Raw genomic sequence first — 14,184 nt, forward strand, 5'->3', positions numbered from 1 at the left:
ATAAACAATGCAATTATTTACTATAATCAACTGGCCACTAGCTGTTAATATAGATCGTTAATGGCTTAGCCCATGTGAATAAAACCGTATATCTAAAAATATGAGCGTGTAGATGAGTGCCAATGAAAAAAAAGAAAAAATTGAATATTGGCACAACCCTATCCTGCCTAATATTGAGTTAAGCTCAGCGAATGTTGAAAACTTTTCTTTCGAGCGCCATGTACACCTCGATTATCATATTGGTATTGTCACTAGCGGTTGTCAGCAATATAGCCACCAAGGTAAGGTGTATCACCTTGCGCCCGGTTTCATCTCAACTTTAAACCCTGATGAAGCCCATAACGGCGACAATATCACGCTTGGTGGTTATCAATCCCATGTTATGGCATTACCTGTTGATTATGTTAATGCTATTAGCCGTGAAATGAATCAATCAGAAACCTTTTTTAATGCGCCTTTAGTTAACAATACGCGACTATCAAATGCATTTTTGCACTTACATCAGCTATTAACGACAGAGCAAAGCGGTCGCCTTAAATTGCAGATTGAAACCACCATGATCGCTTTTATCACCGAGTTATTTATCCATAATGGCGGAATACCTGTAGAACAATATTCCTCGACAAAAAAGCTTTCTACACAGCAGTTAAACTACATCAGAACCTTGTTTCATGATGAACCAAGTCAATCATTTCAATTAGATGCATTAGCACAAAACTTAGATCTCAGTAAATTTCAGTTTTTACGCCAATTCAAACAATCAATGGGCATGACACCGCACGCTTATTTAAAAAGAGTACGCTTAGAATATGCCAAGAAAGCATTAATGAAAGGCGGAAACCTATCCGATGTCGCCTATCAAGTTGGCTTCTTTGACCAAAGCCATTTTAATAAAGCATTTAAAAATGCCTACCTCATTACCCCATCTCATTTTCAGCGTCGTGTGCTGTAGATTTAAGCTATCACTGCAATTTTTTCCTATAATGATTTTCTTTGGCACTGCAATATAGCGACATAATTACTATATTAAGGTTTATCAATGAACATCGAACTGCTGTTATCTCTCGCTATTATCCACGCTGTTGCTCTCGCTAGCCCTGGCCCTGACTTTGCCTTAGTGGTAAAACTGGCGAGCCAAGAATCTCGCAACACGGCTATCGCTTCTGCTGTTGGTATCTCGATTGCTATTTTAATTCATACAGTGTTGAGTTTGACTGGTGTGAGTCTCGTTATTAAGAGCTCACAAACCTTGTATATGATCGTACAAATGATGGGGGCAAGTTACCTCGCATGGATGGGGTTTGGCGCAGTCAAAGGGGCTTTGCAGCATTGGAAGGCAAAAGTATCAGTCGATGGTAACCAGCTAAAGTTAAATCAATTAACACCTACACAAGGCTTCATGCGAGGGCTTTGGACTAACTTATTAAATCCGAAATGTATGGTGTTTTTCATCATCTTATTCTCGGCCATGATCACGCCAGATGTGAGCCTTATGACGAAGTTGGTCGCAACCGTTATCATGTTAGTACTATCGTTAATTTGGTTTGTATTTATCGCATTAATTTTATCAAAACCAGCGGTGCAAACGCGTGTACAAAAAGCCGCACCGGCAATCAACTTGGTTACCGGTTTACTGTTTATGACGGTTTCAAGTGCGATCATATACAACTTACTTGAAGGCGTGATGGTCTTTAGCGAAACAACTATTTAAGTCATATTTAATGCCATGAGCTTAGCGCCTTGACCGTAACTTGAGCATATCGAGATATTATCAAGGCTGCTAAAGCCACTAACCTAATTCTTTCGTCATATACAGACTGTACGGGTCTTCACAATAGTCAGCAAACGGCGCACATTCATTAAAACCAAAATCGCGATATAACTTTTGCGCAGGGATGAATGAATCAGGCGTACCCGTTTCTAAACTCATTTTAGTGATCCCTTGCTGTTGAGCAGCCGTGATAATATACGTCAGCAATCGCTGAGCAACACCTTGTCGTAAATGGGTGCTCGATGTGCGCATTGATTTTAACTCTGCATGTCCTGATTCGATGACTTTTATCGCACCGCAGCCTGCAAGTTCCCCCTCAATCCAGGCACTCCAAAACGTCACATCTGGTGCTTTTAATCCACTAATATCTAACGAATGCACACTTTCAGCAGGCGTATGATCAAGCATATCTTGATGATGCTCTTGTAATAACTGCGCGACTTCTTTACCTGTTAAATCATCAATTCGAATTTCCATTTCAGTTCCCTTTGCTAGTCTTCTGTACAGTTGGCTAATTAACGTGAGCCTTCAATAATGCACTGCTAACCAGATAGTTTCAACATCAGGATCTGTCCACGCTACTTTGTGTTTTTGATGAGCAGTGATATTAAGGTAATCTCCCGCTTTCAGCGTAACCGAGGGCTTGTCATCAAAACCGATAACTGCACTGCCTGCAATCACAATAACCCATTCACTCTGTTCTTGATCATACCAACCAAAGTCTGGAGAGGTATGCCCTTTGGAAATAATGCGTTCTATTTTAACCTTGTCACTGCTAACGAGATCTTCAAATACTTCACTACTGAGATCTGCGGGTATCGAATCAAAAATGTTATTCATGTTTAATCATCCTTTAAAACAGATTTAAACCAAAGGCACTTTTTACCTGACGTAAGACCTCATTAGACTCATCTTGAGAGCGTTCTGTTCCTGCTTTCAAGATCGCTATTAGCTGTGAGCGATCTGCGATGAATTCTTCTCGGCGCTGACGAATCGGCTTTAGCAGATCTTGTAAACATTCTTCTAAGATCTTCTTAACGGTGCCATCACCTAAACCACCGGCGGAATATTGCGCTTTTAAATTAGCCACATAGTTTTGATCTTGATGGAATGCATCTAAATACGTAAATACCACATTGCCTTCGATTTTCCCTGGGTCACACACACGTAAATGATTCGGATCTGTATACATGGCTTTCACCGCTTTGCGGATATCTTTTTCACTTGAACTTAGCATGATGCTATTGCCCATCGATTTAGACATTTTGCTTTTACCGTCGACACTCGGTAAACGTGAAACCTTACTTAATAATGGCTTACATTCGACTAAAATGTCTTGCTGGGCAATATGGTTTAATCTTCTGACTATCTCATTGGTCTGTTCCAACATGGGTAACTGATCTTCACCCACAGGTACTAACGTAGCTTTAAATGCAGTAATGTCTGCCGCCTGACTAATTGGATATGTTAAAAAACCAGCAGGAATAGAGCGGCCAAATGATTTACTTTTGATCTCAGTTTTAACCGTTGGATTACGTTCTAAACGGGAAATAGACACTAAGTTTGAATAATACATAGTTAACTCTGCGAGTGCAGGGATCCCTGATTGTAAACAGATCGTGGTTTTTAATGGATCGATGCCTGCGGCAAGATAGTCCGCGACAACATTGAGAATATTTGATGATACTTTTTGCGGATTATGGCCATTATCAGTAAGACCCTGCATGTCAGCGACTAAAATAGTTTGTTCATACTGATGCTGTAGTTTAACGCGTTTTTGTAAGGAACCGACATAATGGCCAAGGTGCAAAGAGCCTGTAGCGCGATCACCAGTGAGAATTTTTTCTTTAATATCAGTTTTTGAGTTTGAATGAAGTGCTTGGTTTAAAGCTATTGATTGATTGTTTTTCATTGTGTATCTCCAAAATAAATTACCGGAGACATACTTACGATTTACTCATCAGCTGCCATCCGGCGATCTGTGAACAAAAGTATTCAACACCGCTCTTATAGAAGAGAGTGCCACCAATATGTTGTGATAAGGCTAAAAATAAGGTTTAATTTCATATATTCAAAGTATCAGCCTGTTAAAATTATCGCAAGCGGTATTTAGGCTTACTTTCAGCATTAACTTAAAAATGGATTTACTTGCATGGAAACTATCGTCTTTCTCGACCGTTCTACAATCCCAGAACACATCACTATTCCCCAACCTGATATTGGATGCCAGTGGCAAGAATATGCGACAACAACAAGTGAACAAGTGGTAGAACGGTTACAAGGTGCGAGTATTGTTATTACTAATAAAGTGATTTTAAATTCACAAGTATTAAGTCAGTGTCCACAATTGAAAATGATCGCTATTGCAGCAACGGGCACCAACAATGTCGATTTAGACTATTGTCGCCAACACGACATTATCGTTAGTAATATTCAAGGTTATGCCACTAATTCCGTACCAGAACATGTGCTTGCGATGATGTTGGCACTAAAACGTAACCTCGTTGGTTATCATCAAGATATTCAAGCGAGTGTGTGGCAGCAGCAAAAACAGTTCTGTTTCTTTAACCACCCTATCTCTGATATTTCAGGGTCGACGATAGGTATTATTGGCAAAGGTAGTCTAGGTAATGCAGTGGCAACATTAGCCAAAGCACTGGGCATGACGGTACTTTTTGCTGAGCGTAAAGGGGCGAATAAATGTCGTGAAGGCTACACTCTGTTTGAATCAGTCTTACAACAAGCAGATGTACTAACCCTACATTGTCCACTTGCAGAGCAGACGCATAACCTCATTGGCAGTGACGAATTAAAATTGATGAAAAATACCAGCATATTAATTAACACAGGTCGCGGTGGATTAGTTGATGAAGATGCCTTGGTTGATGCATTACTTAATCAACAAATTGCCGGTGCGGGTGTGGATGTATTTACCCAAGAGCCTGCAGATGACACCAATCCATTGATTGCTAATGCACACTTACCGAATCTGATCTTAACCCCACATGTGGCTTGGGGCTCTGACTCGGCGATTCAAACATTAGCGGAGCAGTTAATAAATAATATCGAACAGTTCGTTGCTGGCACACCACAAAACCAAGTTTGATTTGGTCGTTATAAATAGTCTCGTTATTTTTCTCGTTATATAGAGAACTACAGCCAATAACGGCAATCTTGCGCTTTCAAGAAGTCTTCAGCGAACTCGCCTTGTAATAACGCGACGGTTGCCAACATACCCGCTTGCACACAGTTTTGCGCGTAGACAGTAACTTGAGCAGGTCCACCAGCAATGGGATAACCTGTTTGAGGGTTTAAGATGTGGCTATAACGCTGACCACCAACATCAATGAAACGCTGGCTGTCACCACTACTCGCTAACCCTCCTTGGGCTAAGCTCACTATGAGTTTACTTTCACCAAGGTGTTTTGGGTCTTCAATAGCGACTTGCCAAGCAGCGCCATCACGACGTAATTTATTGGCGTAAATGTCACCACCAAAATTAACCAAAAAAGCACTGTTGATTTGCTGTTATTGCATTTCATGTTGTAATAACTGCGCGACTTTATCGACCGCGTACTCTTTGCCAATACCACCAAGATCAACTTGCATGCCTGCAGGCAAGGTTAATAACGGTGCTTGCCATTGCGCTTGCTGCCAACCGATACTCGGTAATAAGGCATTAATTTCAGCGTTACTCGGTAACTGTGTTTGTTGCTTGAAGTGCCAGAGCTTGCCTAATACCCCAGAGCTAATATCAAATAATCCGTCACTGAGTTGAAAACATAAATCCGCTAAATTAATCAACAGCACCGTTTCGTCATCAAGCTGTACAGCCCTACCCTTAGCATGATTAAGACGCGCAATAATATTGTCATCACGAAAACGACTGTATTTTAATTCGATACGTTTTGCTTCTGCATAGGCTAGCGCAACCAGATTATCCGCTTGCTCGGCATCAACATCATCCAACAATATTTGACAGGTGCTCGCCATCACAGCGAATTCACCAATCCAGTAATCAGCTTGTCGCGTTAAGTTATAAGCTTTGATCAAACTTTATTCCTATTCCTATTCATATTCATATTCATATCGACATTAAAACCGTATCAGTAACGAGAGCGGAATGAGACACGAGATTAGAAACGATAGAAGCTCTGCAGCATAACCGCGCTTTTGTCTGGATACAGATCCACACCTGACATACCTGCACCTTTGGCCAATGATTCATCACCCGAAACCTCTGTCAGGTAATATTCAAGTCGTACACTGAATTCATTACCTGCAATAGGTAAGCCATATTTCAGCCCTACGGTATAGGTTTGTAATTCGCCTAAGCGATAGTCAGCAGTCATGTATTCTGGTATTGGCTGGCCTTCATCAAGATAAACCTGATAGAAGTCTACGGCTTGTTGATTATAATAACGGATATGCGGTTCGATAAAGTGGCTGTTCGCCAGCGGCATACGCCACTTGCTATCTATAGTGTGAGAAGCCATGCCCCAGTCATCCCAGAAATAGCGATAATTGACATCCAGCACTTGTCCAGACGGTTGCAGGTTATATTTGCTGCGCCAAAATAAGCTTTGTTTGATGCGCTGATCAGGACGGTTTTCATAAACATAATCATTTACCCAACCGTCACTATCAACCACTGACAATATTTTGAACGGGTCAGTTTGATAACCACTAACATCACTAATCGAATAATTAAATTGCATTAGCGTCTGGCGGTTAATCACTTGCGTTAATCCCAGCAGTAAATCCAATGTTTGCTTTGTCTCACTGTCTTCTAAGCGATTATCAATGTCATCGACAGACACTCCAGGATTAGGAATACCACCTTCCGGTTCAATAGTATCGTAGGCATAAGCAACACCGAACGATGCAGTGCTATTACGATTATTAAAATCACGCGCCAGGGCGCTGTTAATCGATAACGCAAGGTAATCGTATTCTTTAGACACGTTTGCGCCACCAGAATAAAGCCACAGGCGATTGATTTGTTGTTGATATTGAGTACTGAGGGCAACGCGGGTATCTTTAAAAGTATCATCTAGTGGGGTTTCACCTGCAGCCGTGGTGTAAGCCCCATTACCTGAAGGCCGGGTGAAAGTTTGCGCTCTGTTTTGAGCAACAGCGCCATTAGGTGACGCACCAGTCAGCACATCAATCACACCTTTAACATTAACACTACGCTCGTCATCTATTTGCTTGGTAATAGACAGTGCACCTTCATAAGCTTGTACTTGGTCGTCACTTTCGGCATAAATCAGCAATCCGAGATCGACATCCCAGCTATCAAACTCAGAGGCTTCAGGGCTAGACAGTTCGGGTGTAGACAATTCAGCCACGGCTGGTGCCACAAGTGCACATGTCGCAGCGGCAAGGGCCACCGAAATGTTAGCGAAGGATTTACTCTGGCGCTTGCACTTTAGTTGCATCCACAACCTCCACCAGCAAAACTACCACCACCACTCGAACCTTCTTTACTGAAGTAAGTATGGTCGTCAAATCCCATTTCCATTGGGTTTTCTGCAAGCTGCATTTCTGGTTTAGCCAGTAAATCACGCTCCCAAGGTTTTACCCCGAGTGATGAACAGGCCGTTAAACTCAATATACAGGCTAATAATAAAATCCGTCTCACAAGCCGCTCCAAACATTAAATAAACAATTACTTATAAAAAATTACTTATATAAATGCTTTCTATAAGTTATGACTATTCATTTACTTCTATCAATTTACTTCTATCAATGGTGTTCTAGCAGTTCTCATTATTACGGTAATAACGACAAGATCTCTGCTTCATATTTATCTAATTCTGATAACCTAAAACCGACGTGCTTATACACAATTTCGCCTTGTTTATTAAGTATAAACGAATTTGGTAAGCCCATGATTTCGTATTGCTCAGCCACCACACCTTGTGGATCAAAGGCGATAGTCAGTTTATTTGGATAACGAGTTAAGAATTTCTTCGCGAGAATGGCTTCTTGATCCATATTTATCGCGATAATTTCAAAACCTTGCTCGCCATATTTTTCAACCATTTCATCCATCCATGGGAACGAACGAATACACGGCGTACACCACGATGCCCAGAAATCGACCAATACCACTTTACCGCGATAATCAGCAAGATTTATTTGGCTATTATCAACACCGGGTAATGAAAAGTCAGGGGCAAGTTTGGCACTATTCTCAGCAAATACTGCGGTGGAAAAAACAACACTGATAATAATAGAAGTCGAAATAAAAAAATCGCGAAGACGATGACAGATAGATAGATTCATAAACTGCATTCTCAAATAGGCTGAATAGATGTCTGGCTATAATAATGAAGTTAACTGAGGATTAGTGAAAAAAATGTCAATTATGTGAAAAATAGATATAAAAAAACGCCAACCAGTTACTATAAATAGTAATCAATTAGCGTTCTCTTGAATGGATGGCGGAGGAGGAGAGATTTGAACTCTCGAGGAGCTATTAACCCCTGCTGGTTTTCAAGACCAGTGCATTCGGCCACTCTGCCACCCCTCCGCAGCAATGGAGCGAATATTAGAGCAACCTCTTGAAGTTGTAAAGCTTTATTCATCATAAACACAGTGCTGGTTAGTTTGCGTTTAAATATCGTTCAAAAATAAACTTACAAGCACAATTACGCCATTTATTGATCGAGAATACGTCCCTTATTAATCCCTTATTTTGGCGTGATAATTATTGATCAAAATCAATGAATCAAAAACAAACTTCAAGCCTAATACACTACATATTGTGCCGTTGATTAAATCAACACCTATATATAGTATTTCATGATAATGTCAATTTAAAACTGAAGGAGTATTTTGTGGATCTATTTGTCATCAAACGAGATGGTTGTCGAGTGCCGTTCAACATTCAATGCATACAAGACGCTATTTTCGCTGCAGCTAAGTCAGTGCAACAAGAAAGCCGTGATTATGCGGTCGATATGGCAAATAAAGTACATCAAATACTGATCCAACAAGATGTCTCTAGCGAACACGCCATTGAGATCCATACCATCCAAAACACCGTTGAAGATGTATTGATGCAAGAAAGCAACAAGCTCATTGCCCGCGCTTACATCGAATACCGTCATCAACGTGACATAGCTCGTGAAACACAAAGTATTCTGACTAACGAGATCAAAGGCCTTATTGAGCAGAGTAACGAATCACTGTTGAATGAAAATGCCAATAAAGACAGTAAAGTGATCCCGACTCAACGTGACCTACTCGCTGGTATTGTTGCCAAGCATTATGCCAAGCAACATATCTTACCTCGCGATATTGTCCATGCGCATGAAGCTGGCGACATTCATTATCATGACCTTGATTATGCCCCATTTTTCCCGATGTTTAACTGCATGCTAATCGACCTTGATGGCATGCTGACGCGTGGATTTAAAATGGGTAATGCTGAAATTGAAACACCAAAATCAATCACCACAGCAACCGCCGTTACCGCACAAATCATTGCGCAAGTAGCCAGCCATATTTATGGTGGCACCACAATCAATCGTATTGATGAGATTTTAGCCCCGTACGTAACCGCGAGTTTTGATAAAAATACGTTATTAGCGGAAGAATGGTCAATACCAAATAAAGCAGAGTTTGCACGCTCACGTACTGAAAAAGAATGTTTCGATGCCTTCCAATCATTGGAATATGAAGTTAACACCTTGCACACCGCAAATGGCCAAACTCCGTTTGTGACTTTCGGCTTTGGTTTAGGTACAAACTGGGAAGCACGTTTAATTCAGCAATCGATTCTTAAAAATCGTATTGCCGGTTTAGGCAGAAACCATAAAACAGCAGTTTTTCCAAAACTGGTGTTTGCCATTAAAGATGGCCTAAACCATAAACCAGAAGATCCAAGCTACGATATCAAACAACTGGCATTGGAATGCTCAACTAAACGCATGTACCCAGATATTTTAAATTATGAGCAAGTAGTTAAAGTAACGGGTTCGTTTAAAACGCCTATGGGTTGCCGTAGTTTCTTAGGCACCTATGAAGAGCAAGGTGAACTAATTCATGAAGGCCGTAATAACTTAGGTGTTGTGAGCCTTAATTTACCGCGTATTGCCATTCAAGCAAAAGGTGATGAATCACGTTTCTATCAATTATTAGATGAACGCTTAATCCTATGCAAACGCGCGCTCGAAACCCGTATTTCACGTCTTAAAGGGGTTAAAGCACGTGTTGCCCCTATCCTTTATATGGAAGGTGCTTGCGGCGTTAGACTCAATGCTGATGATGACGTATTAGATATTTTCAAGCATGGCCGCGCCTCTATTTCTTTAGGCTACATCGGCTTGCACGAAGCGATTAATGCACTATTTGGTAATGCCACTCACCCTTATGATAGTGAAGCATTACAGCAAAAAGCCATTGCTATGCTTAGCCACATGAAAGCTAGCACTGAACAATGGACTGCAGAAAGCGGTTATGCGTACAGCTTATATGCAACACCGAGTGAAAACCTGTGTAGCCGTTTTGCTAAATTAGATAAGATCACGTTTGGTGATATCAAAGACGTGACAGATAAAGGCTATTACACTAATAGCTTCCATTTAGATGTTGAGAAGCAAGTTAACCCATACGATAAAATTGATTTTGAAATGCCCTACCCTGCAGTCAGTAACGGCGGGTTTATCTGTTATGGCGAATACCCTAATATGCAGCACAACATTGAAGCGTTAGAAAATGTGTGGGATTACAGCTATTCACGTGTGCCTTACTACGGCACGAACACACCCATCGATGAATGTTACGAATGTGGTTATACCGGTGAGTTTAGCTGTACCAGTAAAGGTTTCACTTGCCCTAAATGCGACAATCACGATATTACCAAGGTATCAGTGACCCGTCGAGTCTGTGGTTATCTAGGCAGTCCCGATGCGCGTCCCTTTAACGATGGTAAACAAGAAGAAGTAAAACGCCGCGTTAAACATTTATAATATGTAAACAATGACAACTCGTCCGACCTCAGTTTAATTAACTAGCTAGTCAATGGCTCATTGGCTAGCGTTTAAGAGTCATTATGCATTATTCCCAATATTATCCCGTTGATGTGATCAATGGCCCTGGTACGCGTGTCACGCTATTTGTCAGTGGTTGCGAGCATCAATGTAAAGGTTGCTATAACCAATCAACCTGGTCGCCACGTAATGGATCTGTCTTTACGCAAGCAATGGAAGACAAAATAATTAATGACTTGAACGATCCACGTATACGCCGTAAGGGTCTAAGCTTAAGCGGTGGTGATCCCCTTTATCCAAGTAATTTAGACTGCATACTAAAACTGGTAAAAAGAGTTAAAAAAGAATGCGTTGGGAAAAATATATGGTTATGGACTGGTTATACCATAGAGCAATTAACACCCGAACAAAAAAGGATAATGCAATACGTCGATTATCTAGTGGATGGTAAATTTGAACAGCAGCTATCTGATCCAGCACTCAAGTTTAGAGGTAGTAGCAATCAACGTATTATCACTATTAGTCCAAATGAGCGTATTAGCGGATTTATATATAGCATCGAGAAATAAATACGTATTAATCATAGTAAAAAGTGTACTGATACCGCTATCACAAGAAAATATTGAATTTAAAAATTATAAATTGTAAAAAAGTTAAATTCAGAATTTAATACTTTAGTGATACAAATTGAGTATGGAACAAATATTCTAATCTTAAAGTCCTAGAGCACACTATTTATTGATTAATTAGATAGGTTGAGAGCTTAATAACCTCTCCTTAAAAAGTCACTTAAAATTAATTATTTTTGACATTAATCACACTAAATAGCCTGTCGATGTGGCGAATAAACATCACTTTTTTATCATACTTAAAACAAAAGTATGAATATTTATTGTCTTCACATTAATCGATAACCCATAGCATGACACAAAAAAACAATAAGCCAATGATATAAATAGGTTATATTGACATCAACCACTCCTCCTCCCTTCGAATAAACGTATTTACAAAATACTTTGAATTAACAATCTAAAATAAGCATTACTTTTAACTATACGCGCCAATACTTGTTAACGAAATGTAATTAAGTAAACTTTAAACGTGTAAAAGATCTACATGATTATGATTTACGAAAATCAAGTATTTACACTAGTCGTTGATTATTTGTTAACAGAATTAATCATTAGATTAAACCAACAACTCGTCACATTACACTGACAGAGTGTTGTAAAACTTGTCATTTTACCAGTTACGTTAACGGCACATCATTGACATTCATTTTAATTTCAATGATATTACTACTACAAAAGTGATACGCAGTCATTTTGATTAACAAAAATTATACATAGCTTAGTTAAGGATAATGGAATGAAATACTTAGTTACCGGCGGTACAGGATTTATTGGTCGTTTCTTAATTGAACGTTTAGTAGAAAGAGAAGATGCGCAAGTGTATGTATTAACTCGCCCAGGCTCAGAACACAAATTCAATGCATTACAGGATAGAGTGCATAAGAGTGTTAAAAGTCGTATCAAAATGGTTACAGGTGATATTACTAAGGCTAATTTAGGTATTGATGAGCAATGGTTAACTGCACATACAGACCAAATTGATAATGTTTACCACCTTGCTGCTATCTACGATATGAAAGCAGATGCTGAATCACAAGAAACAGCCAATGTTGTTGGTACACGTAACGCGGTTGAAGCTTCTGTTCACATTAAAGCGAAAAGTTTCCATCACGTAAGCTCTATTGCTGCAGCAGGCTTATTCAACGGTACTTTTTACGAAGACATGTTTGAAGAAGCGGAAAATATGGAAAACCCATACCTGCGTACTAAACATATCTCAGAGAAAGTGGTTCGTGACGAATGTTCTATTCCTTTCCGTATCTACCGTCCTGGTATGGTTGTTGGTCATTCTAAAACCGGTGAAATCGACAAGGTTGATGGTCCATATTACTTCTTCAAATTATTGAAAAAAATCCGTGAAACAATTCCAACATGGATGCCAATGATCGGTGTTGAAGGCCGTCGTCTTAACATCGTTCCGGTTGATTATGTTGCAGATGCAATTGATTACATCAGTCATAAAGAAGACGTTCATAGCAACTGTTTCCACCTTGTTGATCCAAAACCATTTAAGGTTGGTGAAGTACTTAACATCTTCGCGACTGCAGGTAACGCACCAAAAACTGCATTCCGTATTGATTCTCGTATTGCGAACTTCTTACCATCATCGGTACGCCAAGCGATTACCCATTTACCAGCAGTAAAACAACTTACTGAAGGTGTATTAAATGACCTTGGTATTCCAAAAGATGTATTAAACTTCCTTAACTACCCAACAAGCTTTGATGACCGTGAAACAGCACGTGCATTAGAAGGCTCAAATATTAAAGTGCCACGTTTAGATGCCTATGCACCAGCGGTATGGGATTATTGGGAACGTAACCTAAATGATGACCTAATCAATGACATGACGCTGAAAGGTAATGTGAGTGGTAAAACGATTGTCATTACCGGTGCAAGTTCAGGTATTGGTGAAGCAACAGCATTAAAACTAGCACCAACAGGCGCGAAATTAATTCTTGTAGCACGTGATGTAACGAAACTAGAAGCAACACAAGCTCAAATCCAAGAACTTGGTGGTGAAGCACACATCTATTCATGTGATATTTCAAATATGGAATCATGTGACGAGCTAGTGAAAAATGTACTTGCAGAGCACAATTTTATTGATGTGTTAATCAATAACGCCGGTCGTTCAATCCGTCGTTCAATCGATTTATCATTTGACCGTTTTCACGATTACGAAAGAACGATGCAGTTAAACTACTTTGGTTCAATCCGTTTAATCATGGGTTTCTCGCCAAGTATGTTAGAGCGTAAACAAGGGCATGTGATTAACATCTCTTCAATTGGTGTATTAACAAACGCGCCACGCTTCTCTGCTTATGTTGCATCAAAAGCGGCGCTGGATGCATTCACACGTTGTGCTGCATCAGAGTTCTCAGACCGAAATGTAAACATGACAACGATTAACATGCCGCTTGTGCGTACGCCTATGATTGGTCCAACAAAAGTATATGACAATGTACCGACATTGGCACCATCAGAAGCAGCTGATTTAATTGCGCAAGCGATTATCCGTAAGCCAAAACGTATCGCGACTAAAGTCGGTATTATGTCCGAAGTGCTTTACTCACTATTTCCTAAAGTAAGCGAAATAATCATGAACACGGGCTACCGCATGTTTAATGATTCAGCAGCTGCAAAAGGTAAAGAAGAAGATCAAGATAAACCAACACAAGCAAGTACCGAGCAAGTTGCATTTGCAGCTATCATGCGCGGTGTGCATTGGTAATCACTGATATACGATATGAGTATGAATGAGCGCATTTGCGCTCAT

12 protein-coding genes, 1 tRNA gene and 1 pseudogene are annotated in these 14,184 nt (G+C 40.1%); 6 read left to right on the forward strand and 8 right to left on the reverse strand.

Annotated elements, in window-relative coordinates; translation table 11 throughout:
• Positions 1-112 precede the first annotated feature (112 nt).
• Positions 113-952 carry an AraC family transcriptional regulator gene (locus tag FR932_RS11045; RefSeq protein ID WP_019442661.1) on the forward strand — a complete coding sequence of 280 codons (840 nt, stop codon included), beginning with the start codon at positions 113-115 and terminating at the stop codon, positions 950-952.
• Positions 953-1,039: 87 nt separating this feature from the next.
• Complete coding sequence (locus FR932_RS11050; protein WP_019442662.1) at positions 1,040-1,711, forward strand: LysE family transporter; 672 nt, start codon at positions 1,040-1,042, stop codon at positions 1,709-1,711.
• Between the two features lie 78 nt (positions 1,712-1,789).
• On the opposite strand, the gene FR932_RS11055 is transcribed toward FR932_RS11050, so the two are convergent.
• Genes FR932_RS11055 through trpS form a run of 3 tightly spaced genes read right to left on the reverse strand, consistent with a single transcriptional unit; the run spans position 1,790 to position 3,683 of the window.
• Positions 1,790-2,248: a GNAT family N-acetyltransferase gene (locus FR932_RS11055; RefSeq protein WP_019442663.1), complete on the reverse strand. Its 459-nt coding sequence runs from the start codon at positions 2,246-2,248 to the stop codon at positions 1,790-1,792.
• Positions 2,249-2,299: 51 nt separating this feature from the next.
• On the reverse strand, positions 2,300-2,611 hold the full coding sequence (locus FR932_RS11060; RefSeq protein WP_019442664.1) for a cupin domain-containing protein: 312 nt from the start codon (positions 2,609-2,611) through the stop codon (positions 2,300-2,302).
• Positions 2,612-2,624: 13 nt separating this feature from the next.
• Complete coding sequence (gene trpS, locus FR932_RS11065; RefSeq protein WP_019442665.1) at positions 2,625-3,683, reverse strand: tryptophan--tRNA ligase; 1,059 nt, start codon at positions 3,681-3,683, stop codon at positions 2,625-2,627.
• 240 nt (positions 3,684-3,923) lie between these two features.
• Between trpS and FR932_RS11070 the strand changes: the two genes are divergently transcribed.
• Entirely contained in the window at positions 3,924-4,877 is a 954-nt protein-coding gene (locus tag FR932_RS11070; RefSeq protein WP_019442666.1) for a D-2-hydroxyacid dehydrogenase, read from the forward strand.
• A gap of 47 nt (positions 4,878-4,924) precedes the next feature.
• On the opposite strand, the pseudogene FR932_RS11075 reads toward FR932_RS11070, so the two are convergent.
• From FR932_RS11075 to FR932_RS11095, 5 genes and pseudogenes are all read right to left on the reverse strand, one after another.
• A pseudogene (locus tag FR932_RS11075) lies at positions 4,925-5,764 on the reverse strand (FAD:protein FMN transferase).
• Between the two features lie 143 nt (positions 5,765-5,907).
• Positions 5,908-7,212, reverse strand: coding sequence for a DUF3570 domain-containing protein (locus FR932_RS11080; protein ID WP_019442669.1), 1,305 nt, complete (start codon positions 7,210-7,212; stop codon positions 5,908-5,910).
• Complete coding sequence (locus FR932_RS11085; RefSeq protein ID WP_017220395.1) at positions 7,203-7,415, reverse strand: DUF4266 domain-containing protein; 213 nt, start codon at positions 7,413-7,415, stop codon at positions 7,203-7,205. Before FR932_RS11085 ends, FR932_RS11080 begins: the two co-directional genes overlap by 10 nt.
• 131 nt (positions 7,416-7,546) lie before the next feature.
• Positions 7,547-8,062: a TlpA family protein disulfide reductase gene (locus FR932_RS11090; protein ID WP_019628801.1), complete on the reverse strand. Its 516-nt coding sequence runs from the start codon at positions 8,060-8,062 to the stop codon at positions 7,547-7,549.
• A gap of 156 nt (positions 8,063-8,218) precedes the next feature.
• Positions 8,219-8,309 (reverse strand) — tRNA-Ser (locus FR932_RS11095).
• A 307-nt stretch (positions 8,310-8,616) separates the two neighbouring features.
• Between FR932_RS11095 and nrdD the strand changes: the two genes are divergently transcribed.
• From nrdD to FR932_RS11110, 3 genes are all read left to right on the forward strand, one after another.
• The gene (nrdD, locus tag FR932_RS11100) at positions 8,617-10,752 is read left to right on the forward strand and encodes an anaerobic ribonucleoside-triphosphate reductase (protein WP_019442671.1); all 2,136 of its coding nucleotides are present in this window, start codon (positions 8,617-8,619) and stop codon (positions 10,750-10,752) included.
• 83 nt (positions 10,753-10,835) lie between these two features.
• On the forward strand, positions 10,836-11,342 hold the full coding sequence (nrdG, locus tag FR932_RS11105) for an anaerobic ribonucleoside-triphosphate reductase-activating protein (RefSeq protein WP_019442672.1): 507 nt from the start codon (positions 10,836-10,838) through the stop codon (positions 11,340-11,342).
• Positions 11,343-12,141: 799 nt separating this feature from the next.
• Positions 12,142-14,139, forward strand: a complete 1,998-nt coding sequence (locus FR932_RS11110) for an SDR family oxidoreductase (RefSeq protein WP_019442673.1) — start codon at positions 12,142-12,144, stop codon at positions 14,137-14,139.
• Positions 14,140-14,184 lie beyond the last annotated feature (45 nt).

The organism is Moritella marina ATCC 15381, from assembly GCF_008931805.1.
Taxonomy (GTDB): Bacteria; Pseudomonadota; Gammaproteobacteria; order Enterobacterales; family Moritellaceae; genus Moritella; species Moritella marina.

Excerpts from the sequence above, each read along its gene's own strand:
- FR932_RS11045 (WP_019442661.1), top strand. The coding sequence starts at position 113 with ATGAGTGCCAATGAAAAAAAAGAAAAAATTGAATATTGGCACAACCCT.
- FR932_RS11050 (WP_019442662.1), top strand. The coding sequence starts at position 1,040 with ATGAACATCGAACTGCTGTTATCTCTCGCTATTATCCACGCTGTTGCT.
- FR932_RS11055 (WP_019442663.1), bottom strand. The coding sequence starts at position 2,248 with ATGGAAATTCGAATTGATGATTTAACAGGTAAAGAAGTCGCGCAGTTA.
- FR932_RS11060 (WP_019442664.1), bottom strand. The coding sequence starts at position 2,611 with ATGAATAACATTTTTGATTCGATACCCGCAGATCTCAGTAGTGAAGTA.
- trpS (WP_019442665.1), bottom strand. The coding sequence starts at position 3,683 with ATGAAAAACAATCAATCAATAGCTTTAAACCAAGCACTTCATTCAAAC.
- FR932_RS11070 (WP_019442666.1), top strand. The coding sequence starts at position 3,924 with ATGGAAACTATCGTCTTTCTCGACCGTTCTACAATCCCAGAACACATC.
- FR932_RS11080 (WP_019442669.1), bottom strand. The coding sequence starts at position 7,212 with ATGCAACTAAAGTGCAAGCGCCAGAGTAAATCCTTCGCTAACATTTCG.
- FR932_RS11090 (WP_019628801.1), bottom strand. The coding sequence starts at position 8,062 with ATGAATCTATCTATCTGTCATCGTCTTCGCGATTTTTTTATTTCGACT.
- nrdG (WP_019442672.1), top strand. The coding sequence starts at position 10,836 with ATGCATTATTCCCAATATTATCCCGTTGATGTGATCAATGGCCCTGGT.
- FR932_RS11110 (WP_019442673.1), top strand. The coding sequence starts at position 12,142 with ATGAAATACTTAGTTACCGGCGGTACAGGATTTATTGGTCGTTTCTTA.